Below are 20928 nucleotides of genomic sequence, written 5' to 3'. Positions count from 1 at the left end.
AACCCCTCCCCTGAAGGGGAGGGGCTTATTGTGGCCTTTGCCGATCACCTCCGGCGGGACCGGCGGCGGTCGATCCACACCGTCCGCGCCTATGCGGCGACGGCGGAGCGGCTGCTCGACTTTCTGCGCGAGCATCAGGGCGGCGAGCCTGACCTGAAGGCGCTGGGAGTTGCGGATCTGCGGGCCTTCCTCGCCTCGCGGCGGGCGGACGGTATCGGCAATGCGTCAACCGCGCGCGAGTTGTCGGCCTTGCGGACTTTCCTGGCCTTCGCCGGTGCCGAGGCGCCGCGGCTGCGCGGGCCGAAGGTGAAGAAGGGCGTGCCGCGCCCGGTCTCGCCCGCCGAAGCGATTGCACTTGCTGAAGACGTGGCGGAGGAGCGCGAGGGCTGGACCGGCGCGCGCGACCTCGCTGTGTTGCTGCTGCTTTACGGCGGCGGCCTGCGCATCGGGGAGGCCATGGGGCTGACCGGCGCGGCACTGCCGCTCGGCACCACCATCACCGTCACCGGCAAGCGCAACAAGACGCGCGTGGTGCCGCTGCTGCCGCAGGTACGCGAGGCGATCGAAGCCTATGTCGCGGCCTGTCCTTATCCGCCCGCGAAGGACCAGCCGGTGTTCCGCGGCGCGCGTGGAGGGCCGCTCGAACCCTCCCAGATCAGGCGGGCTGTGCGGCGTGCGCGCGTGCGGCTCGGCCTATCGGAGCGGACGACCCCGCATGCGCTGCGGCATAGCTTTGCCACGCATCTGCTCGGGCGCGGCGTCGACTTGCGGTCGCTGCAGGAACTGCTCGGCCACGCCAGCCTCAGCTCGACGCAGATATACACGGCGGTCGATGCCGCGCACCTGATGGACGTATATCGCAACGCTCACCCTCGAGCTTAATTCTTGGGCCTCCAGGTCGCCACGCGATACAGATACCAGGCGATCATCAGGCCGATCGTCGCGACTGCAAACGGGCCGACATAATCCTGCAGCTGCTCGAAGTTGGAGCCCAGAAACAGGCCGGCGCCCGCCAGCATGCTGTTCCAGATGGCGCTGCCGGCAAAGGTCCAGATGACGAACTTCCAGTGCGGCATGCAGGTGATGCCTGCCGGCAGGGAGATGATGGTGCGGCCTGCCGGCATGAAGCGCATCGCGAAGATCACCCAATGGCCATGGCTGACGAAGAAGCGATGCAGCCGCTCGACTTCATGCCAGTCGAGCGTCAGCCAGCGCCCATGCTTCTCGATGAAGGGGCGGAAGCGCTGGTAGCCCACCCTCCAGCCGATCCAGTACCAGAAATAATTCCCCAGCACGGTGCCCAGCGTGCCCCAGCCGATCAGCGGCACGATGCTCATTTCGCCGCGCGCGACGGCGATGCCGCCCAGCCCCATGATCACTTCGGACGGGATGGGCGGGAAGATATTCTCCAGCACCATCAGCGCGAAGATGCCGGCATAGCCGCCGCCGGTGATCAGCTTCAGGATGAAATCGGTCACGACACAAGTTCCCGCTCGTCCCGAGCGAAGTCGAGGGGCCCGTGCACCGAGCCTACGCCCCTCGACTTCGCGCTCCGCGCTCCGCTCGGGACGAGCGAGTAGGGTCGGTCGCAATCTGTCACGGCCGGTCTAAACGCGTGCCGCCAATTTCCGTTCGATGGCGTCCCAGATCAGGGCGGCCGTGTCGGTGCCGTTGAAGCGGTCGATCGCAACGATGCCGGTGGGCGAGGTGACGTTGATCTCGGTCAGCCATTCGCCGCCGATTACGTCGATGCCGACGAACAGCAGCCCGCGCTGCTTCAGCTCGGGACCCAGCGCGGCGCAGATTTCCTCTTCCCTCGGGGTGAGCTGGGTAGCTTCGGCGGTGCCGCCCACCGCAAGATTGGAGCGAATTTCGCCCTCGCCGGGAATCCGGTTGATGGCTCCGGCGACCTCACCATCGACCAGCACGATGCGCTTGTCGCCCTGCGCGACTCCGGGAAGGAAGGCCTGCACCATGTGCGGCTCCCGATAGGCGGTGTTGAACACCTCGATCAGCGAGGAAAGGTTGGCGCCGTCCCGGCCGATCTTGAAGATCGCCTTGCCACCATTGCCGTGCAGCGGTTTGACGACGATCTCGCCATGTTCCTCCAGGAACTTGCGCGCGGCGCCGAGGGACCGCGTCACCATGGTTGGCGGCATGAAGCGGGCGAAATCCAGCACCCAGACCTTTTCCGGCGCGTTCCGGACGCTCTCGGGATCGTTAACCACCAGGGTCTCGTGCCGGATGCGCTCGAGCAGGTGCGTCGCGGTGATATAGCCAAGGTCGAAGGGCGGGTCCTGGCGCATCCAGACCACGTCCACGTCGCGGCCGAGATCGATCAGCTTCGGCTCGCCGGGGGTGAAGTGATTGCCCGGCTCCGGCCGGACAGTCATGGGGGTGGCAAAGGTGGAGAGCCGCCCATTTTCCCAGGTCAAGTCCTCCGCTTGATAATGGTAGCAGAAATGGCCGCGCTCCTGCGCCTTCAGCATCAAGGCAAAGGTCGAATCGCCCGCGATGTTCAGGCCTTCCATCGGGTCCATCTGGAACGCCACGCGCAAGCTCATCCTCGTCTCCTCAGCCGATCCAGGCGTTGCGGATGTGGCGGGGCAGGGACCAGGGCGCAAGCAGGATCACGTCGATGCGGATGTCGTCGCCGGGGCGGGCGAAGCGCGGCGCCATCATGTTCGCCGCCGCTGCGACGCGGGACAGGCGGTGCCGGTCTATGGCCAAGTCAAGCTCGGCGCCGGTGGCTCGGGTCTTCACTTCGACGAACAAGGTCGTGCGTGCACGGCGCGCGACCAGATCGATCTCTCCCACTGGCGTGCGGACCCGCCGCGCGACGATGCTCCAGCCCTGAAGGTTCAGCCATAGGGCGGCGAACGCTTCGCCAAGGCGGCCACGGCGCTCGGCTGCCTTTCGCCTCCTGCTTCCGCTCACCTCCAGCGCCTATCGGGCCGAGAGGTCATGGCGCCTTTTTCAGGGCCATTGCGCGGGCGTAGAGATCGCGTCGATCTGCGCCAGTCGCCTTAGCCACTTCGCCGGCTGCCTTGGCAGGTGGCAAGCGAGTCAGCGCGTCTCTCAAGGCAGCATCGACATCGTCCTCGCTCGCCGCTTCAGGCGCGCCGGGCGGAGCGACGACGATGACGATCTCGCCCTTCGGCGGCGTCTCGGCATAGCGCGTTGACAGTTCGCCAAGCGTCCCGGTGACCGTCTCCTCGAAGGTCTTGCTGATCTCCCGCGCGACTGCCGCTTCGCGCTCGCCAAGACCGTTGTGCAAGGCGGCGAGCGCTGCTCCGAGCCGAGGTCCCGATTCATAGAAGATCAGGGTGGCGCGCACTTTGGCAAGTTCCGCGATTTCGTCGGCGCGGGCCTTGGCCTTGCTGGGCAGGAAGCCTGCGAACAGGAACCGGTCGGTGGGCAGGCCTGCAAGCGTGATCGCGGCGATGGCGGCGCAGGGGCCTGGAATGGTCGTCACCGCGATCCCCGCCGTGCGCGCCTCGCGCACGAGCTTATAGCCGGGGTCGGAGATGAGCGGCGTCCCTGCGTCGGAGACCAAGGCGACCGACTCGGTGCACATCCGGGCAATCAGATCGGGCCGCACACGATCGGCATTATGGTCGTGATAGGGAAGCATCGGCCGCCTGGCGCCGATATGGTGGAGGAGCTTCGCGGTCACGCGGCTGTCCTCGACGGCGAGCACGTCGGCGCGCGTCAATATGTCGGCGGCGCGCCGGCTCAAATCGGCGAGGTTGCCGATGGGCGTCGCGACAATATAGAGGCCGGGTTCAAGGCGTTCAGACATGTGAGAGGATGGTCATGGCAGAGGCAGCCACCGCACCGCAAATTTGGGCAGGCGCGGCGAGGAAGCTGGGGCTTGCCGCCAGCCTGCTCGCCTTGGCGGCCTGTCAGACGATGGTGCCGCGCCGCCGCCCCCCGCCCGCGCCTGCTCCCACACCCGTTCCGGTCGAAACGCCGCGCCCGGTCGGCCCCGAGCTGCCGGACGATGCCGAGCGGCACCGCATCGCCTTGCTGGTGCCGCTGTCCGGCCCGAACGCGGCCGTCGGCCAGTCTATCGCCAACGCCGCCAATCTTGCCGTGCTCGACACCGGCGGCAGGCGCATCCGCATCACGACCTACGACACCGGCGCGGGCGCGAGCGGAGCGGCCAGCCGGGCGGTCAATGAAGGCAACAAGATCATCCTGGGGCCGCTGCTTGCCGAAGACGCGCGGCTGGTGGCGCCGGTCGCACAGCGCGCGAATGTGCCGGTGATCAGCTTTTCCAACGACACCAGCGTTGCGGGCGATGGCGTCTTCGTGATGGGCTATACGCCCGGCCAGTCGATCGACCGGGTCGTGCGCTATGCCCGTTCGCGTGGCATGACCAAGTTCGCCGGGCTCACTCCGACGGGCGTGTACGGCCAGCGCGCCGCCAACGCCTTCCTACGATCGGTCGAAAGCGCCGGCGGCCAAGTGGTGGCGCTGCAGAGCTTCGATCGGAGCCCTGGCGGCATTTCCGCGGCAATCACAAAGATGGGCGCCAACTCGCCCTATGAAGCCGTGCTGATCGCCGACGGTGCCCGCACTGCTTCCCAGGCCGTGACCCTGCTCCGCAGGGGTGCACCCACGGCCAAGGTGCTCGGGACCGAGTTGTGGAACACGGAAAGCGCGCTCGCATCGATGACGCCGCTCCACGGTGCCTGGTTCGCGAGCGTGCCGGACGGGCTCTACCGGCAGCTCGCCAACAAATATCGCGCGCGCTTCAGCACCGCGCCCTATCGCATCTCCAGTATGGGCTATGACGCGGTGCTGCTCGTGTCCCGCATCGCGCAGGATTGGCGGCCGGGCAGCGACTTTCCGATGGGGCGGCTGGTCGACCGGGACGGCTTTACCGGGATCGACGGTCCGTTCCGCTTCCGCCGCGACGGCGTGGTCGAACGCGCGCTGGAGGTGAGCCAGGTGGGAGCGAACGGTCAAACGGTCGTCAGTCCGCCGCCGGCGCGGTTCGAGGACTGAGCGCAAAAACAAGGGGGCAAATGAGAAATTGGTTGGCAGCGGCGGCTCTGGTTGGTGCGCCGCTTCATGCGCAGACGGATCGGCCGATCGGAGCCGATATGCCGTCGGCGCTGCACACCGCGCTCCGGGACATGGGCTTTGCGCCCGAAGAGCTGGACCTGTCCGGCGCGCCCTCGACGGTGATCACGTCCAACGACTCGCGTTACTGGGTCGTGCTCGGCGGCTGTTCGGACAAGAAGGCGTGCAAGACGTTGATGATCGGCAGCACCTTCACCGATGTGACGCCGTCGCTCGATTGGGTGAACAAGCAGAATGAATCGTTCGACCTGCTGAAGCTCTGGCTGAACGACAAGAAGCAGCTGTCCTATTCGGTGCAGGTGCCGACGGCCGGTCTGACCCGCCCTCAGCTGCGCGCCTTGGTCGATGGCCTCAACAACTCCGCCGCCCAACTGGGCCAGGACGCGATCGACGCCAAGCTGGTGAAATAGCTCCAGCCTTCTCGTCATTGCGAGGAGCGAAGCGACGAAGCAATCCAGTGGAGACCAGCCGCGAACTGGATTGCTTCGCTCTGCTCGCAACGACGATGGCATGTGCGTGCAGCTAGGGAATGATTTCCGCGAGTATGCGGTCGAGGAGCAACATGCCAGCCGGCGTGACGCGGAGGCGATCTCCACTTTGGACTAATCCCAGTGCCGACAGCCTCGCGACCGTCGCTTCATCGACCAGCTTCGCGACGCCGGTGCGGGTGCTGATCTCGGTCACGTCGACGCCTTCCTCAAGGCGCAAACCCATCAGCAGCGCCTCGGTGGCCTGAGTCTCGGGCGCGAGCGCCTCTTCGCTCTCGATGCCGTGGCCGTTCCGCGCCACTGCGGCGAGGAAGTTTTCGGGCTTCTTGCGGCGGAAGCTGGCGGCGCCGAGCCGACGGCCATGGGCGCCAGGGCCGACGCCCAGATAATCGCCATAGCGCCAATAGGTCAGATTATGCCGGCTTTCCTCGCCGGGGCGGGCATGGTTGGAAACTTCGTAGGCGGGAAGCCCCGCCTCGGCAGTCATGGCGCGGGTGAGTTCGAACAATTCGGCTGCATGGTCGGGGTCGGTCTGCGGCAGCGCCCCCTTGGCCGCCAGCGCGGCAAAGCGGGTGCCGGGCTCGATCGTTAGCTGGTACAGTGACAAGTGGCTGGTGCCGAAGGCGAGGGCGCGGCTCAGCTCGGCCTGCCAGTCGATGAGCGACTGGCCCGGGCGCGCATAGATCAGGTCGAAGCTGACGCGGTCGAACACGCGCTGCGCCGTATCGAGGGCCGCAAGCCCCTCGCGCACATCATGCGCGCGGCCGAGAAAGGCGAGCGCCTCGTCCTCCAGCGCCTGCAGGCCCAGCGAGACCCGGTTTACGCCGGCGCTGGCGAGGTCGGCGAAGCGCGCGGCCTCCACCGATGAGGGGTTCGCTTCCAACGTGATCTCGATGTTCGGTGCGAAGCCCCAGTGCCGCTCGGCCGCTTCGATCAGCGTAGCGACTGTCTGCGGCGGCATCAAAGAGGGCGTGCCGCCACCAAAGAAGATGGAAGAGAGATGGCGACTGGGCGTCAGCCGCGCTTCATGGGCAAGATCGGCGAGTAGGGCGTCGCGCCATTGCGTCTGGTCGACTTGGCTCCGCACATGAGAGTTGAAGTCACAGTAAGGGCATTTGGAAACGCAGAACGGCCAGTGGATGTAGAGGGCGAGAGGGGCGCTTCCGAGCGCGATATCGTTCTCGGTTCGGGCTGAGCCTGTCGAAGCCCTTCCTTCCTTGCTGGACACGGGAAAAAGGGAGGGGGGGCCTTCGACAGGCTCAGGCCGAACCTTGTGTTGTGGTCGAACGCTCAGAACAACGCCGCCTTCAGCTTGGCGAAGGCAGCCGCGCGGTGACTGATGCGGTGCTTTTCCTCCGGGTCCATCTCGCCGAACGTTTGGTCATAGCCCTGCGGCACGAAGACCGGGTCATAGCCGAAGCCGCGGTCGCCGCGGGGCGGCCAGACCAGAGAGCCCTCTGCCCGGCCTTCGAAGCTTTCCACATGGCCGTCGGGCCACGCCACGCACAGCACGCAGGCGAAATAGGCCGCGCGGCTCGCACCGGGGCCAAGCGCTTCCAGCCGTTCCTGGACGCGCGACATCGCCAGCATCCAGTCGCGCCCGTCCGGCGTCTCTGCCCAGTTGGCGGTGTACACGCCCGGATCGCCGTTCAGCGCCTCGACGCAGATGCCGCTGTCGTCAGCAATGGCGGGGAGCCCGGACAGGTCGGCGGCGCTCATCGCCTTCAGCTCGGCGTTGAAGAAGAAAGTGGTGCCCGTTTCCTCCGGCTCGGGCAGGTCCAGTTCCTTGGCCGAGATCAGCTCCAAACCGAAGGGCTCGAGCAGCACGCGCAGCTCGCGCACCTTGCCTTCATTATGGCTGGCGACGACGACGCGACCGGGCTCGAGCTTGCGGGTCACCGGCCGACCGCCTTGCGCTGAGCCTCGAAGATGTCGCTGCAGCCGATGCGGGCGAGGCGGAGTAGGCGGAGCAAGGCTTCCTCGTCGTAGGTTGCCCCTTCCGCAGTCGCCTGCACTTCGACGATATGGCCTTGACCGGTCAGCACGAAGTTCGCGTCTGCATGCGCGGTCGAGTCCTCGGGATAATCGAGGTCGAGCACCGGCGTCCCTTCCCAGATACCGCAGCTGATCGCGGCGACCTGGTCCTTGATCGGATCGGCCGAGAGATTGAGCTTGTCGACCGCCATGCGCAGCGCGACCCAGGCCCCGGAAATGGACGCGGTGCGGGTGCCGCCGTCTGCCTGGATGACGTCGCAATCGAGCACGATCTGGCGCTCGCCCAAGGCCCTGAGGTCAGTGACGGCGCGCAGCGAACGGCCGATCAGCCGCTGAATCTCCTGGGTGCGGCCGGATTGTTTGCCCTTAGCCGCCTCGCGGCTGCCGCGGGTGTGGGTGGCGCGGGGCAGCATGCCATATTCCGCCGTCACCCAGCCTTCGCCCTTGCCGCGCAGGAAGGGCGGCACTTTCTCTTCGACGCTGGCGGTGACCAGCACCTTGGTGTCGCCGAAGCCGATCAGGACCGAACCCTCGGCATGGCGCGTGAAGTTCGGCTCTATGGTGATGACGCGCATCTGATCGGGCGCGCGGCCTGAAGGTCGCATGTTCGATTCCTTATTCGTCATGCTGAAATTGTTTCAGCATAAGCCTGTCTGCGCCCCGATGGCGGACAGCTTATCCCGAAACAAGTTCGGGATGACGAAGAAGAAGAGATTTCCTACATCTCCCCTCGCCATGGCCAGCCAGCCGATCACCGAACTGTCCGACCGCGCCCGCGAAGTGTTTCGCGTGGTGGTGGAGTCTTATCTCGGCACCGGCATGCCGGTCGGCTCGCGCACCATTTCCAAGTTCGGTGGCTTCAACCTCTCGCCCGCGTCGATCCGCAACGTCATGCAGGATCTGGAAGAAGCGGGATTGCTCTCGGCGCCGCATATCTCCGCCGGCCGGATGCCGACGGAGCAGGGGCTGCGGCTGTTCGTCGATGCGATCATGCAGGCGGCGGAGCCTTCCGCCGAAGAACGGCACATGATCGAACGGCAGCTCGGGCGCGACGGCGGCCCGATCGAGAACGCACTGTCCGCGGCGAGCGCCGCGCTTTCTGATCTCTCCGCATGTGCCGGCGTAGTGATGGTACCCAAGCGCGAGCCGCGGCTCAGGCAGATCGGCTTCGTGCCCTTGTCGCGCGAGCAGGCGCTGGCTGTGCTGGTCGGCCAGGATGGCAGCGTCGAGAATCGCGTGGTTGATCTGCCTTCGGGTGTGTCGCCGAGTTCGCTGATCGAGGCGGCCAACTTCGTAACGGACCAGCTTGCCGGCCTCACCCTCAGCGAGGCTCGCACCCGATTGCAGGCGGAGATCGGCGCGGGGCGGCGGGCGTTGGACGCGGCTTCGCGGGAGCTGGTCGAGCGCGGATTGGCAATCTGGTCGGAGGATGGCGACCGCCGTCCGGTGCTGATCGTAAGGGGCCAGTCTCATCTGATCGATGCCGCTGCGGCTGCCGACTTGGAACGCGTCCGGCAGTTGTTGGGGGAGTTGGAGGAAGCTCAGGAAATTGCGCGCCTGCTGGACTCGGCCGCGGAAGGAGCCGCGACCAAGATCTTCATCGGCTCGGAGAACAAGCTGTTCGCGCTGTCGGGATCCTCGGTGATCGCCTCTCCCTACCGCGGCGCCGATGGTCGGGTGGTCGGCGTGGTCGGCGTGATCGGGCCGACCCGGTTGAACTATGCGCGGGTGGTCCCCATGGTGGATTTCACGGCACAAACATTAACAAGACTGATGGGATGATGAGCGAGAACGAGACTGTTCGCGAGGAAACGGCTGCGGATGCTCCGGAAGTGGCGGAGCACGACAGAATGACAGCGCTGGAGTTCGAGCTGGCTGAGGCCCGGCAGGCGGTGCTCTATGCACAGGCCGAAACGCAGAATGTTCGTCGGAGGCTGGAAAAGGACGCGCAGGACGCCCGCGCCTATGCCGCAACCTCTTTTGCACGCGACATGCTGTCGGTCTCCGACAATCTGGAGCGCGCGCTGCAGGCCATCCCGGCCGATTTGCGCGAAGATGATCGGTTCAGGAACCTGGTCGTGGGCTTGGAGGCGACCGGGCGTGAACTCGCCTCGGTGTTCGAGCGGCACGGTATCGTCCGCATCTCCGCGCTCGGCGAAAAGCTCGACCCCAACCGGCACCAGGCCATGGTCGAACTGCCGACCGGCGATGCCGAGCCCGGCACCATCGTGCAAGAGATGCAGGCCGGCTTCATGATCAAGGACCGCCTGCTTCGCCCCGCGCTGGTCGCCGTGGCGCGGGCAGCGGAAGAGGTTCAGGCTTAGTCTCTGGCCGTCGTCCCGAACTTGGTTCGGGATCAGGCGTCCGACTACCCCCAGCGGAACGCTTGTCCCGGAACAAGTTCGGGATGACGAACCGTTGAAAGGCGGCTAAACGCCCCGCCACTTCGAAGCAGAAAGCGCAAGATGTTCACCTTCCTCCTCGTCCTTCAGGCCATTATCGCGACGGCGCTTGTCACTGTCATACTGATGCAGCGGTCGGAAGGCGGCGGTCTCACCGGCGGCAGCCCGACCGGCTTGATGTCCGCGCGCGGCGCGGCGGATTTCCTGACGCGGGCTACGGCGATCCTGGCGACCATCTTTGTGCTGCTCTGCATTGCGCTTGCGACGATCGCGTCGCTCAACAACCGCACCGGCAAGGTCGACGCCACCGCCGCCACGCCTGCGCAGACAGCGCCGCTCGCACAGCCGACGACCGCTCCGGTCGATCCGCTGGCAGCCGCAGCGGGGCAGGCGGCCGGCAACTCGACGGCTCCTGCGACCAAGTAACTACTCGCTCGTCTTGAGCGTAGCGCAGCGCAGTCGAAGGGCGCCGGTACCACGCCCCTCGACTTCAGCCATCAGCTGAAGTTCATCCTGAGCGCCGCCGACAAGCGGCGTCGAAGGGCTCGGGGCGAGCGGATTTGTTTGACTTTGCGGTCTTCCGCCCTTGCCCCGTCCCGAGTCCCGCGGCTAAGCCACTCCTCCCATGGCGCGGTATATTTTCATCACCGGCGGCGTGGTTTCCTCGCTTGGCAAAGGCTTGATGGCGGCCTCTCTGGCTGCCCTCCTCCAGGCGCGTGGATACCGCGTACGCATCCGGAAATTCGATCCCTATCTGAACGTCGATCCGGGCACGATGAGCCCGTATCAGCATGGCGAAGTCTATGTGACGGACGATGGCGCCGAGACCGATCTCGATCTCGGCCACTATGAGCGCTTCACCGGCGTGCCGAGCCGCCAGTCGGACAATGTCACGTCCGGCCGCATCTACCAGACGGTGATCCAGCGCGAACGGCGGGGCGACTATCTCGGCGCGACCGTGCAGGTGATCCCGCACGTGACCGATGCGATCAAGGCCTTCGCGCAGACCGATGTCGACGATCTTGACTTCGTGCTGTGCGAGATCGGCGGCACGGTCGGCGACATCGAGTCGCTGCCCTTCATCGAGGCGGTGCGTCAGCTGCGCAACGAACTCGGCCGCGACCGCACTGTCTTCGTGCACGTGACCCTGGTTCCTTACATCGCAGCGGCGGGCGAGCTGAAGACCAAGCCGACCCAGCACAGCGTCCGCGAACTGACCGCGCTCGGCATCCAGCCGGACGTGCTGGTCTGCCGTTGCGAGCATCCGCTGCCAGACGGCGAGCGCGCCAAGATTGCCTTGTTCTGCAACGTGCGGAAGGAAGCGGTCGTCCCCGCACTCGACGCGAAGAGCATCTATGGCGTGCCTCTCCAATATCATGCCGAGGGCCTGGACCGCGAAGTGCTGCGCGCCTTCAGCATCGAGACGCCGCCGGCCAGTCCGAACCTCTCTCGCTGGACCGAGATCATGGACCGGCTCGAGAATCCGGAAGGCGAAGTCACGATCGGCGTGGTCGGCAAATATGTCGGCCTGCCGGACGCCTATAAGTCGCTCCACGAAGCGCTCGTCCATGGCGGTATCGCGAACAAGGTGAAGGTCAACATCAGGTGGATCGACGCCGAACTGTTCGAGCATGAGGATCAGGTCACGAACCAGCTGGAACCGATGCACGGCATCCTCGTGCCGGGCGGATTCGGCGAGCGCGGATCCGAGGGCAAGATCTCCAGCGTCCGCTTTGCCCGCGAGCGCAACGTGCCATTCTTCGGCATCTGCCTCGGTATGCAGATGGCCTGTATCGAGGGCGCTCGGAATGTCGCCGGCATCGCTCAAGCCTCCACCACCGAGTTCGGCCCGACCGATGAACCGGTTGTCGGCCTGATCACCGAGTGGATGTCGAAAGAAGGACTGCAGCGGCGCGAGGCCAATGGCGATCTGGGCGGCACGATGCGGTTGGGCGCCTATCCCGCCGCGCTCAAGGGCAACAGCGTCGTCGAGTCGATCTACGGCGCCCGCGAAATTAGCGAGCGGCATCGCCACCGCTATGAAGTGAACGTCCATTATCGCGACGCGCTGGAGAGGGGCGGGCTGCTCTTCACTGGCATGAGCCCGGACGGCGCGCTGCCCGAGATCGTCGAGCGGCCCGACCATCCCTGGTTCGTCGGCGTGCAGTTCCACCCCGAACTCAAGTCCAAACCCTTCGAGCCTCACCCGCTCTTTGCGAGCTTTGTCGAAGCGGCGGTAAAGCAGAGCCGGCTCGTCTAAAGTTCCCGTTCGTTTCGAGCGAAGTCGAGAAACCGGTGGGCGATCACTGCTTCTCGACTGCGCTCGAAGCGAACGGGTCACAGGTGTGGGCCCACACCCGTAACGACAGGAACGCCTCCCATCCGCCCTCCGTTGAGTCCGGGACGCGAGCGCATGTTCGCCTCGCGCCTTTTGCGACGGAGAGACAGATGCAGAACCAAGGCGGCGGCGGCCAGACCGGCACGCCCGACACCACCTATAATCTGACCGCGATCCTCTATCACGCGCTGCAGGGCGTCGAGAATTGCAAGACCTATGAACAGGACGCCGGCGGTCAGCAGGATCTGGCCCAGTTCTTCCGTCAGGCCGGTGACCAGCAGCGCCAGCTCGCCGAGCAGGCCAAGCAGCTGCTGCACGATTGCCTGATGCGCGAAACGCAAGGCGGACAGGGCAGCCAGCAAGGTTCCGGCCAGGGCTCAGCGTTCGGCTTCGGCCAGCAGGGTTCGCAGCAGATCGGCCAGCAGAGCGAAATGGCTGGTGGCCAGTCCGGCGGACTTGGCGGCAGCTCGGGTTCGAGCAGCTACTAAACGATCCTCCCCGGGACGGGGAGGTGGCAGGCCGAAGGCCTGACGGAGGGGGGTAGTCGCTGTGCAAGCGGTTGGCCCCCCTCCACCATGCTGCGCATGGTCCCCCTCCCCGTTTCGGGGAGGAGCTGTTAGACGCACTCCCAACCAGTTGAGAGGAGTGCCCTATGTCCACCTATGAAGCGCGTCTGCAGGCGCTGCGCGAGCAGCTGAAGCGCGATCGGCTGGACGGTTTCGTCGTGCCGCTGACCGATGAGCATATGTCCGAATATGTCGGCGCCTATGCCCAGCGGCTCGCCTGGTTGACCGGTTTTCAAGGCTCCGCCGGCACGGCCGTGGTGCTGCCGGAAGAAGCCGCCATCTTCATCGACGGCCGCTACACGCTGCAAGTGCGCGAGCAGGTTGATCCCAAGCACTGGGCCTATGTCTCGGTGCCGGAGACCTCGGTGTCCGACTGGCTGGGCGAGCATGCGGCCAACGGCGCCCGCATCGGCTATGATCCCTGGCTGCACACCCGCGCCTGGGTGGAGGCGGCAACGAAGGCGCTGGCTGAAAAGCGCGCCACCTTGGTCGCGGTCGATACCAACCCGGTCGACGCCGTTTGGCCCGATAAGCCTGAGCCGAGCCGGGCGAAGCTCGTCGTCCACCCGGACCAATATGCCGGCAAGAACTCGGCCGAGAAGCGTGCGGAGATCGCCGACTGGCTGGCGGCGAAGCGCGCCGACGCAGTTGTGCTCTCCGCGCTCGACTCGATTGCGTGGACGTTCAACGTCCGCGGCAAGGACGTCGAGCGCACGCCGGTCGCGCTCGCCTATGCGCTGGTGAACGCCGACGGCACTGCCGACCTGTTCGTGAAGCCCGAGAAGGTTGGCGAGGATGTCGCGCAGCATCTCGGCAATGCCGTGCGCCTGCACGACCGGTCCGAGTTCTCAAAGGCGCTTGCGAACTTCTCCGGCAAGCGCGTCGCTGTCGATCCGGAGCGCGCCGTCGCTGCCATCTTCGAGAGGCTGGAGGAGGGCGGTGCGCAGACGCTGCAGCTGCGCGACCCGGCCGTTCTGGCAAAGGCGAAGAAGAACCCAGTCGAGATTGCGGGGCACCAGGCCGCTCAAGAGCGCGACGGCGCGGCGATCGTGCGCTTCCTGCACTGGCTGTCCATGGAAGCGCCGAAGGGCCAGCTCACCGAGATGAGCGCGGCCGCGAAGCTGCGCGATTTCCGCGACCAGACCGGGGTGCTGGAGGACCTTTCTTTCGACACCATCTCCGCGGCGGGTCCGAACGCTGCCATCCCGCACTATCGAGTGTCAGAAGAGTCGAGCCTGCCGATCACCATGAACGGCATCTACCTGGTCGATTCAGGCGGCCAGTATCGCGACGGCACCACCGACATCACGCGAACCGTGATCGTGGGGGAGCCCACGGCGGAGATGCGCGACCGCTTCACGCGCGTGCTCAAGGGCCATATCGCAATCGCCACTGCCCTCTTCCCGAAGGGCACGCGCGGCCAGCAGATCGACGCCTTCGCGCGCCGCCCTCTATGGGAAGCGGGGCTCGACTATGCACATGGCACCGGCCACGGCGTCGGCAGCTATTTGTCGGTGCATGAGGGCCCCGCGCGGATTGCGACCTTCGGCGGCGGCGATGAACCGCTGGCGGAAGGCATGATCCTGTCGAATGAGCCCGGCTATTACAAAGGCGGCGAGTACGGCATTCGCATAGAAAATTTGGTGCTGGTGGTCGCGAAAGACATCCCCGGCGCCGAACAGCATATGCTCGGCTTCGAGACGCTCACCTTCGCGCCCATTGACCGGCGGCTGATCGACGTGTCGATGCTGACGGAGGCCGAACGCGAATGGCTCAACGCCTATCACGCCCAGGTGCTGGAGAAGATCGGCTCGCAGGTCGAGGGTGAGGTGCGGGCGTGGCTTGAAGCGGAGTGTGCGGCGATTTGATCCTCGGCACCGGGAGGGGGCCGCCGCGAAGCGGTGGTGGAGGGGCCCGTCGGCTACAGCTCGGGGAGGCCGGGCCCCCCGTCACCAGCCTTCGGCTGGTCCCCCTCCCCGTTCCGGGAAGGAGCTAAGTCCCGCCCTTGCGCCTTGCGCTTGCGCAGGTTCGCGCGCAGCGCCTCCGCCAGCCTTTTCTCCCGTTCCGCATCCTTGCTCATTGCCTTGGCCCTAGCCCGGCGCCCTTTGCCTTGACAAGCATCGCCCGCTCGCCCAAGTGCCCGCCTCGCCCGCGGGCAGTGCTGCCGTAGCTCAGTGGTAGAGCGCATCCTTGGTAAGGCTGAGGTCGTGAGTTCAATCCTCACCGGCAGCACCATTTTTCAATAGCTTGCGGGCGTTTCAGGGCATTTCGAGTTGCTGTGCTCAGCACCCGCTAAGCACGGCAGATCCATTCCTGGGCTCGAGCGTGCGCGCTGGAATGTGCTCCGCACGCGCCGGAACGACTCTGCCGCCGCTTCGCCGGTCCCAAGCGGAGGTCGGGCAGAAGGTCCTGCTGCGGCAGCTGTGCTCCTCGGGGTTTGCGCGCGTTCGCATGCTCAGGGCAGCGCCGGAGATGCCCTGGCCCAACCATGCGGAGTAATCCCCCGCTGTGCGCATCCACTGCCGTTGGTTCACCCCGCATCCTCCAGAACGAGCGCGCGGGTGGCCGCGGCTATGAGGGTCGTGCGCGCCGCCTCTTTATCCAGAACGGTCTGGCCATGACGGTGCAACTGGAGCCACCCCTGCACCGGGCCAAGCAGTATCGGCTGCGCGACTTCCCAGCTCTGCGCGCGCATTCTTCCTGTCTTTACCAGTCGGGCAAGCAGCCGCTCCCCTTCCTCCCTGGCCGCCCCGAGTATCGCTGTCGCTTCCTCCAGGCCCCCTAGCCTCAGCAGGAGAAAGCGGTTCTCGTCCATGAAACGCATCAGGTCCGAATTCTGAGTTCCCCATTCAATTGCTTGCGAGACTATCTGGGCGATAGTCGCCTGAGGCGAGGTATCGACGGTCGCCGGGAGTGTCGCTCCTGTCCAGCCGCGCAGGCCATCGAGGTAGAGGGCCGCGGCGATTGCCTCCTTCGAGGGGAAGAAGTGGTAGATGCTCCCGACGCTGGCGCCGGACTTCTCGCGTATGTCCGAGATGCTGGCCCGAGTGATTCCGCTCTCGAGAAAGCACTCGAGGGCCGCACCGAGTATGTCGCTCCGCCGTCTCTCTCCGTCCACGCGCGAGGCTTAAGTCAACGGAGCTGTGGACACGACTAGAATCATATTCTAGTAGAGCCGCCTCGTTGGAAAGCGTCATGAACACCGAACCTGCAACCACAACCATCCTGCTCATGGGCATCCTTGAGGGGTTCACTGAGTTCCTTCCGGTTTCCTCCACTGGTCACCTGATCCTCGCGGGTGAAATCCTCGGCTACGCTGGAGAGGAGTCGAAGACGTTCAAGATCTCCGTCCAGCTCGGCGCCATTCTCGCCGTCCTGCTGCTCTACCGCGAGCGCTTCTGGGCGGTGGGAACCGGAGTGCTTGCCGGGAACAGGGATGCGCTGCTCTTCACCCGCAACATCCTATTCGGGACCGTCCCAGCGCTCGTGATCGGAGTGCTTGCCTATGATGCCGTCCGTTCGGCCCTGTCGTCGCCGATCATCGTGGCGCCCGCGCTCATCTTGGGCGGCATCGCCATGCTCCTGCTTGACCGTCGACGGGGTCCGGGCCGCTTCGAGACTGTTGAAGCCATTCCAGCGAGTGCAGCGCTCCTGGTCGGCATACTCCAGTGCCTGGCCATGGTGCCCGGCGTAAGCCGGTCAGGAGCCTCCATCCTCGGCGCGCTCGGTATCGGGGTGGAGCGAAAGGCAGCCGCGGAATTCAGCTTCTTTCTGGCTGTTCCAACGATGATGGCGGCTACCAGCTACGATCTCTATCGCACCCGCGAGCTCCTCGATTCGGACCAGCTCGTCACGATCTTGTTCGGATGTACCGCGGCCTTCTTCACGGCCGTCGTCGTGGTGCGGAGCTTCGTGGCAATCGTGTCGCGATTTGGCTTTGCGCCGTTCGCCTATTACCGGATCGTAGCTGGCGCGGTCGCGCTCGCCTGGCTGGGTTCCCGTTGATCGTGGGGAGCTCGCTGCCTCTGAGCCTGACTTGCGCCGCCCTTGCGGCGTTCTGCCTTGGACTCCCCGGAGCAGCTGGGGCGTGTGTGGGCGCGTCGGGGGCCAACGTGGAGGCGAGCCCTGGCTATCGCTACCGCCTCGAACGGGTGACCGCCCGAGTCCACCTCATTTCTCAGGCCGAGCCCTTCCACGTCCAGCCGCTGGGCAACGTCACTGTGGTGGAGCAGGTTGACGGTCTGGTCGTGATTGACGCTGCTGGCTCTGCGGCTGCTGGCACGGAGGTGGCGAGAATGATCCGCACCGTCAGCGACAAGCCGGTCAAGACAATCATCCTGACGCACTGGCATGCCGATCACGTACTCGGTGCGGCCTCCCTGCTGAAGGAATGGCCGGGAGCGGAGCTCCTGTCCACGGTCGGGACGCGGGCGCATCTCGCCGGCCCCGAGATGGCCATGTATCCACGGGAGCCAGATCCCGAGCGGGAGGCGGCACTGCAGCATCAGCTGGCCAGGACGGCCGCCCGCTTCGCGGCGGCTGCGCACCGCGAGGGCAGCTCGCCCGAGGAGAGGAGCGGCTACACCCGCACTGCGAATGACGTACTGGCCCACGCCGCCGCCCTGTGCGGTGTTAGGCTGGTGCTGCCGCACCGTACCCTTCAGCATGGCCAGGTCATCGACGATGATCGCGCACCCGTGGAAGTGCGGGTGCCAGGTCCGGCGAACACTGACGGCGACGCGGTGGTGTGGCTACCTAATCAGCGGGTCCTCGTGACTGGTGACGTCGTGGTTGCTCCCTTTCCGTTCGGATTCGACGTGCATCCCACGAGATGGGCGGCGCTGCTCCGCGTCATTGCGGAAAGTGGCTTCCGGCACCTCATACCTGGCCACGGCCCAGTGCTGAAAGACTCCCGGTACCTAGCCCGGATCGCGGCTGCGCTCGATCGAGTGACGGATCAAGTGCGAGCAGCGCGCTCAGCAGGGGTGGCGGGCGGTTCGATCGCATCTGGCATCAACGCAGCCGCTGAAATCGACGCGTTCGCCGGCTCGAATCCTTGGCTCCGGCGCTGGGTGAGGGCCTACTGGTGGGAACCGGTTATAGCGAGTGCCATCGCCCAGGAGCGGAAAAGATGAAGCAAGCCGGCATGAGATCCCGTGACTTTGTCACGCCGCTGCTCGTGCTCACGGGGCTGGGAACTCTGGGCGCGGCGTCCTTGCTCCTAACTCTGGAGGAATCGCTGAGCGCGATCCCCCCGATCCAGATAGCAGCTGCGGGTGGACGCACCTCACTGGCCGCTGCTCTCGTCCTGCAGCCCCTCATCCTGGTCATTATCGCGAGCGTCGCCGGCTTGGTGTGCGCGCCGCGGCTGGGTCTGCGTTCCTGGATCGTCGATCGACTGCGGAAACTGGAGCCGGCCCGAGTTCCAGTCCTGCAATCCGTGGCAACTGGCGCAGCCCTGGGGATCATCCTGGTTGGGATCGACGCGGCGTTCGGTTGGCTAGCCGATGAAAGCGCGGCTGCGCTTCGAGACGCGAGAGCAGGTGCCGGAGCATCGCTTCTACAGGGCCTGCTCTACGGTGGCATTACGGAGGAGATCATCGTGAGGTGGGGCCTTTTGTCCATTATCGCCGCCGGACTCGTCAAGGTTCGAGTGCCTTTCGCAGTGGGGATCTGGATCGCTATCGTCGTCTCGTCCGGTCTCTTCTCCTTGGGGCACCTTCCCGCGCTGGCAGCGACGGTGGATCTGGACGTCCCGCTAGTAGTGCGCACGCTGCTGCTGAACGTTGTCGCGGGCATCACCTTCGGCACCCTCTTCCTCAGGTGGAGCCTCGAGTCAGCCATGCTCGCCCACATGACCGTTCATCTGGTCTTCTTCTCTGCCACGGTCGTCGGGGTGGCCTAGGTGCTCCATCGTCGCTTCGACCTCGTAATCATGGACTTCGACGGCACGCTTGCAGACACGGTGGAATGGATGGCGGGAACGCTGAACATCTTAGCCAGGCGGCACGGTTTCCGGGAGCTCTCCACGGCGGAGATGCGCTCCCTTCGGGGCCGCACCAATCACGAGATCATATCCGATCTCGAGGTGCCGGCCTGGCGCCTGCCGCTGATCCTCCGCGACGGTCGCTCGCTGGCTCGAGCAGGAAAGGACTCAATCAGGCTTTTCCCAGGTGTCCCCGAGGCGATCGCCGCTCTGCACGACGCAGGCGTGTCGCTGTGCGTCTGCAGCTCGAACGCGGAGGACACCGTGCGCCACGCCCTCCGAGGGCAGTCTGGCAAGTTTACCGAATATGCCTGTGGCGCACCACTGTTCGGCAAGCAGCGCAAGCTTCGCGCGGTCCTCCGCCGGAGCGGGGTCACCCCGTCGCGCGCCATCATGCTGGGCGACGAGAGCCGGGACATCGATGCGGCGCATGGGGTTGGGATCGCATCGGCGGCGGCGGCGTGGGGTTATGCCACGCCCGAACTACTCCTCTCCGGTCGGCCGGAGTTTCTCGTGCACGATATCGCCTCATTCGTGCGGCTGGTATGCGGAGAGGAAGGCGCATCCTGCGGCCGGGTCCTGCGCCCGGCTGAGGCTCAGGCCTCAGCTTGGAGGGGATCTTCAATCCGGGGAAAGAACCTGTCATCTCGCTTGGTGTAGGGAAGCGACGCCAGGTCGGAGTTCAGCGCGCCCGGAGTGCCGACGTGTATAACGGACGAGGCGAGTGGCCGGAATGCCGCATAGAAGTGGTTGCTCGACTTGACGGCTATGATGTGCCGGGCGCGTAGGTCGATACCGAGACCGGTGAACGCATCTGGCGAGAAGACCTGGGTTCTCACGGAGCTTGCGACCACATCAACTCCTCCGGCTCGCAGCCAGACTGACAGGCCGAGATTCTGCTCACCCCCGTCGAACCACCTCTGGTTGTGCTCCTTCTTCACCGCCCTGACCTCGACTTGCAGATCGATCGGATCACCCGAAGTGGGGCCGCACTTGCCACCGAGCCGCACCGCGAGGCGCGCTCCCACTCCCGCATCTGCGCAGGTCTCGGCAACGATAGGGTCCCAGTGACAGCCGGAGACGCATCCGGGGAGGCCCCTTCTGATCATGGCGGCAAGGAGCCGGGTGTCGTCGCCCGGAGCTCCGCCGCCAGGGTTGTCCGCAGTGTCGGCGAGGACCACGGGGCCGGGGAGTGTCTCCGCCAGGTCCAGAGCCTCCTCGATTGTCGGATACTGCTTGAGCAGAAGTTGCCGTCTTGAGTAGAAGTCACGCCCCAGCAACTCGCTGCATGCTAGTGCCAGGTCCTTCCGTCCATCAGAATAGACCAGCACCTTGGAGCCTACGTCGGCGACGTCGGCCCACGGAAATCCATGAATGAAGCTGGCCGAAAGAATTCCAGGCGTCTGCTCGGCCTCGTCAAGTCGCCCCAGCAAGCCTGACATCGTCCTCTCTGCCGTGGGATAGATCCCCACCATCCTGCAGTTGAACACTGCTGGCACAGGCCGGACCTCCTGCAGTGCCGCCTTGGTGCAAATCGAGTATAGTTCGTCGGCCCGTGGCAGGAAGTCCGTGTGTGGATACTCCTTCAAGGGGATAAGCACGTCGGACTGCTCGACCATGGCTTCGGTGAGGTGGCAGTGGGGGTCCAGCTGCGCGCCAATGACACAGCTGGGCCCCACAGCCGCTCGCAACCGCGTGAGGAGGTCTCCCTCGCAATCGTCGTAACCGTCAGCGACCATAGCTCCATGCAGTACGAGAAGGATCAAGTGCACCGGCCCAGCGGCCCGGGCCCGGGCGACGATTTCGTCCCTCAGCTCCTCGTACACCGACCGGACCGTCCGTCCTGATGGTTGAGCCATTGCGGAGATCCCCTCCACAACCTCGTGGCCGTCGGAGCGAGCCAGTTCGGCGAACCGGGAGAGGGTAAGGGATACCGGGTCGCCCCCGGTCAGGAGATCGGCGCCCCGCTTGACGCCGTATTCCTCAAAGCCACGCCATCCTGTGGGAAAGGGAGCAAAGGTGTTCGTCTCGGTGGCAAGGGCGGACAGGAATATTCTCATAT

The 20928-nt window shown here is 65.5% G+C and carries 22 protein-coding genes and 1 tRNA gene; 14 read left to right on the top strand and 9 right to left on the bottom strand.

Going from position 1 to position 20928, the window contains the following annotated elements; genetic code table 11:
* Positions 1-30 precede the first annotated feature (30 nt).
* Positions 31-882: a tyrosine recombinase XerC gene (locus tag VGT77_RS04855; protein WP_327460131.1), complete on the top strand. Its 852-nt coding sequence runs from the start codon at positions 31-33 to the stop codon at positions 880-882.
* Here VGT77_RS04855 and VGT77_RS04850 read toward each other — a convergent pair.
* The 4 genes from VGT77_RS04850 to rsmI form a co-directional block, all read right to left on the bottom strand.
* On the bottom strand, positions 879-1478 hold the full coding sequence (locus tag VGT77_RS04850; protein ID WP_327460115.1) for a DedA family protein: 600 nt from the start codon (positions 1476-1478) through the stop codon (positions 879-881). The two genes, VGT77_RS04855 and VGT77_RS04850, sit on opposite strands and share 4 nt — an antisense overlap.
* A gap of 129 nt (positions 1479-1607) precedes the next feature.
* On the bottom strand, positions 1608-2564 hold the full coding sequence (gshB, locus tag VGT77_RS04845; protein WP_327460113.1) for a glutathione synthase: 957 nt from the start codon (positions 2562-2564) through the stop codon (positions 1608-1610).
* 10 nt (positions 2565-2574) lie between these two features.
* Entirely contained in the window at positions 2575-2937 is a 363-nt protein-coding gene (locus VGT77_RS04840; protein ID WP_327460111.1) for a YraN family protein, read from the bottom strand.
* A 25-nt stretch (positions 2938-2962) separates the two neighbouring features.
* Positions 2963-3802: a 16S rRNA (cytidine(1402)-2'-O)-methyltransferase gene (gene rsmI, locus VGT77_RS04835; protein WP_327460109.1), complete on the bottom strand. Its 840-nt coding sequence runs from the start codon at positions 3800-3802 to the stop codon at positions 2963-2965.
* A gap of 14 nt (positions 3803-3816) precedes the next feature.
* Between rsmI and VGT77_RS04830 the strand changes: the two genes are divergently transcribed.
* A complete protein-coding gene (locus VGT77_RS04830; protein ID WP_327460107.1) occupies positions 3817-5013 on the top strand; it encodes a penicillin-binding protein activator in 1197 nt (398 codons plus the stop codon).
* 20 nt (positions 5014-5033) lie between these two features.
* On the top strand, positions 5034-5501 hold the full coding sequence (locus tag VGT77_RS04825; RefSeq protein ID WP_327460105.1) for a YbjN domain-containing protein: 468 nt from the start codon (positions 5034-5036) through the stop codon (positions 5499-5501).
* Between the two features lie 112 nt (positions 5502-5613).
* On the opposite strand, the gene hemW is transcribed toward VGT77_RS04825, so the two are convergent.
* From hemW to rph, 3 genes are all read right to left on the bottom strand, one after another.
* Positions 5614-6753 (bottom strand): radical SAM family heme chaperone HemW, encoded by a 1140-nt coding sequence (gene hemW / locus VGT77_RS04820; RefSeq protein WP_327460129.1) that lies wholly within the window; start codon positions 6751-6753, stop codon positions 5614-5616.
* Between the two features lie 116 nt (positions 6754-6869).
* Positions 6870-7478, bottom strand: a complete 609-nt coding sequence (gene rdgB / locus VGT77_RS04815; RefSeq protein WP_327460103.1) for an RdgB/HAM1 family non-canonical purine NTP pyrophosphatase — start codon at positions 7476-7478, stop codon at positions 6870-6872.
* Positions 7475-8179 (bottom strand): ribonuclease PH, encoded by a 705-nt coding sequence (gene rph / locus VGT77_RS04810; protein ID WP_327460101.1) that lies wholly within the window; start codon positions 8177-8179, stop codon positions 7475-7477. Before rph ends, rdgB begins: the two co-directional genes overlap by 4 nt.
* Positions 8180-8309: 130 nt before the next feature.
* Between rph and hrcA the strand changes: the two genes are divergently transcribed.
* The 7 genes from hrcA (at position 8310) to VGT77_RS04775 (ending at position 15115) form a co-directional block, all read left to right on the top strand.
* Positions 8310-9356: a heat-inducible transcriptional repressor HrcA gene (gene hrcA, locus VGT77_RS04805; RefSeq protein ID WP_327460099.1), complete on the top strand. Its 1047-nt coding sequence runs from the start codon at positions 8310-8312 to the stop codon at positions 9354-9356.
* Positions 9356-9898 (top strand): nucleotide exchange factor GrpE, encoded by a 543-nt coding sequence (gene grpE, locus VGT77_RS04800; protein ID WP_327460127.1) that lies wholly within the window; start codon positions 9356-9358, stop codon positions 9896-9898. The genes hrcA and grpE overlap by 1 nt, the downstream gene beginning before the upstream one ends.
* 141 nt (positions 9899-10039) lie before the next feature.
* Entirely contained in the window at positions 10040-10402 is a 363-nt protein-coding gene (gene secG / locus VGT77_RS04795) for a preprotein translocase subunit SecG (RefSeq protein WP_327460097.1), read from the top strand.
* A 199-nt stretch (positions 10403-10601) separates the two neighbouring features.
* Complete coding sequence (locus VGT77_RS04790) at positions 10602-12236, top strand: CTP synthase (RefSeq protein WP_327460095.1); 1635 nt, start codon at positions 10602-10604, stop codon at positions 12234-12236.
* A 188-nt stretch (positions 12237-12424) separates the two neighbouring features.
* Complete coding sequence (locus VGT77_RS04785) at positions 12425-12802, top strand: hypothetical protein (RefSeq protein WP_327460093.1); 378 nt, start codon at positions 12425-12427, stop codon at positions 12800-12802.
* 164 nt (positions 12803-12966) lie between these two features.
* Positions 12967-14748 carry an aminopeptidase P family protein gene (locus VGT77_RS04780; protein WP_327460091.1) on the top strand — a complete coding sequence of 594 codons (1782 nt, stop codon included), beginning with the start codon at positions 12967-12969 and terminating at the stop codon, positions 14746-14748.
* Positions 14749-15040: 292 nt separating this feature from the next.
* Positions 15041-15115: transfer RNA gene (locus VGT77_RS04775), tRNA-Thr, on the top strand.
* Between the two features lie 295 nt (positions 15116-15410).
* Here the strand turns inward: VGT77_RS04775 and VGT77_RS04770 are convergent.
* A complete protein-coding gene (locus VGT77_RS04770) occupies positions 15411-15998 on the bottom strand; it encodes a TetR/AcrR family transcriptional regulator (protein ID WP_327460089.1) in 588 nt (195 codons plus the stop codon).
* A gap of 77 nt (positions 15999-16075) precedes the next feature.
* On the opposite strand from VGT77_RS04770, the gene VGT77_RS04765 reads away from it, so the two are divergent.
* The 4 genes from VGT77_RS04765 (at position 16076) to VGT77_RS04750 (ending at position 19526) form a co-directional block, all read left to right on the top strand.
* Positions 16076-16885, top strand: a complete 810-nt coding sequence (locus VGT77_RS04765; protein WP_327460087.1) for an undecaprenyl-diphosphate phosphatase — start codon at positions 16076-16078, stop codon at positions 16883-16885.
* A gap of 107 nt (positions 16886-16992) precedes the next feature.
* Positions 16993-18015 (top strand): MBL fold metallo-hydrolase, encoded by a 1023-nt coding sequence (locus VGT77_RS04760; protein ID WP_327460086.1) that lies wholly within the window; start codon positions 16993-16995, stop codon positions 18013-18015.
* Positions 18012-18785, top strand: coding sequence for a CPBP family intramembrane glutamic endopeptidase (locus VGT77_RS04755; protein ID WP_327460084.1), 774 nt, complete (start codon positions 18012-18014; stop codon positions 18783-18785). Before VGT77_RS04760 ends, VGT77_RS04755 begins: the two co-directional genes overlap by 4 nt.
* A gap of 30 nt (positions 18786-18815) precedes the next feature.
* A complete protein-coding gene (locus tag VGT77_RS04750; protein ID WP_327460082.1) occupies positions 18816-19526 on the top strand; it encodes an HAD hydrolase-like protein in 711 nt (236 codons plus the stop codon).
* Here the strand turns inward: VGT77_RS04750 and VGT77_RS04745 are convergent.
* Entirely contained in the window at positions 19463-20926 is a 1464-nt protein-coding gene (locus tag VGT77_RS04745) for a M81 family metallopeptidase (protein WP_327460080.1), read from the bottom strand. The genes VGT77_RS04750 and VGT77_RS04745 overlap by 64 nt on opposite strands.
* Between the last annotated feature and the right edge of the window lie 2 nt (positions 20927-20928).

The sequence above is a fragment of the Sphingomonas sp. genome (genome assembly GCF_035944535.1).
Lineage (GTDB): Bacteria > Pseudomonadota > Alphaproteobacteria > Sphingomonadales > Sphingomonadaceae > Sphingomonas_B.
This window is presented reverse-complemented; position numbering and strand designations above follow the sequence as displayed.

Excerpts from the sequence above, each read along its gene's own strand:
- gshB (WP_327460113.1), bottom strand. The coding sequence starts at position 2,564 with ATGAGCTTGCGCGTGGCGTTCCAGATGGACCCGATGGAAGGCCTGAAC.
- VGT77_RS04785 (WP_327460093.1), top strand. The coding sequence starts at position 12,425 with ATGCAGAACCAAGGCGGCGGCGGCCAGACCGGCACGCCCGACACCACC.
- VGT77_RS04765 (WP_327460087.1), top strand. The coding sequence starts at position 16,076 with ATGAACACCGAACCTGCAACCACAACCATCCTGCTCATGGGCATCCTT.
- secG (WP_327460097.1), top strand. The coding sequence starts at position 10,040 with ATGTTCACCTTCCTCCTCGTCCTTCAGGCCATTATCGCGACGGCGCTT.
- VGT77_RS04755 (WP_327460084.1), top strand. The coding sequence starts at position 18,012 with ATGAAGCAAGCCGGCATGAGATCCCGTGACTTTGTCACGCCGCTGCTC.
- VGT77_RS04745 (WP_327460080.1), bottom strand. The coding sequence starts at position 20,926 with ATGAGAATATTCCTGTCCGCCCTTGCCACCGAGACGAACACCTTTGCT.
- VGT77_RS04825 (WP_327460105.1), top strand. The coding sequence starts at position 5,034 with ATGAGAAATTGGTTGGCAGCGGCGGCTCTGGTTGGTGCGCCGCTTCAT.
- VGT77_RS04780 (WP_327460091.1), top strand. The coding sequence starts at position 12,967 with ATGTCCACCTATGAAGCGCGTCTGCAGGCGCTGCGCGAGCAGCTGAAG.
- hrcA (WP_327460099.1), top strand. The coding sequence starts at position 8,310 with ATGGCCAGCCAGCCGATCACCGAACTGTCCGACCGCGCCCGCGAAGTG.
- VGT77_RS04830 (WP_327460107.1), top strand. The coding sequence starts at position 3,817 with ATGGCAGAGGCAGCCACCGCACCGCAAATTTGGGCAGGCGCGGCGAGG.
- VGT77_RS04750 (WP_327460082.1), top strand. The coding sequence starts at position 18,816 with ATGGACTTCGACGGCACGCTTGCAGACACGGTGGAATGGATGGCGGGA.
- rph (WP_327460101.1), bottom strand. The coding sequence starts at position 8,179 with ATGCGACCTTCAGGCCGCGCGCCCGATCAGATGCGCGTCATCACCATA.
- grpE (WP_327460127.1), top strand. The coding sequence starts at position 9,356 with ATGAGCGAGAACGAGACTGTTCGCGAGGAAACGGCTGCGGATGCTCCG.
- rsmI (WP_327460109.1), bottom strand. The coding sequence starts at position 3,802 with ATGTCTGAACGCCTTGAACCCGGCCTCTATATTGTCGCGACGCCCATC.
- VGT77_RS04790 (WP_327460095.1), top strand. The coding sequence starts at position 10,602 with ATGGCGCGGTATATTTTCATCACCGGCGGCGTGGTTTCCTCGCTTGGC.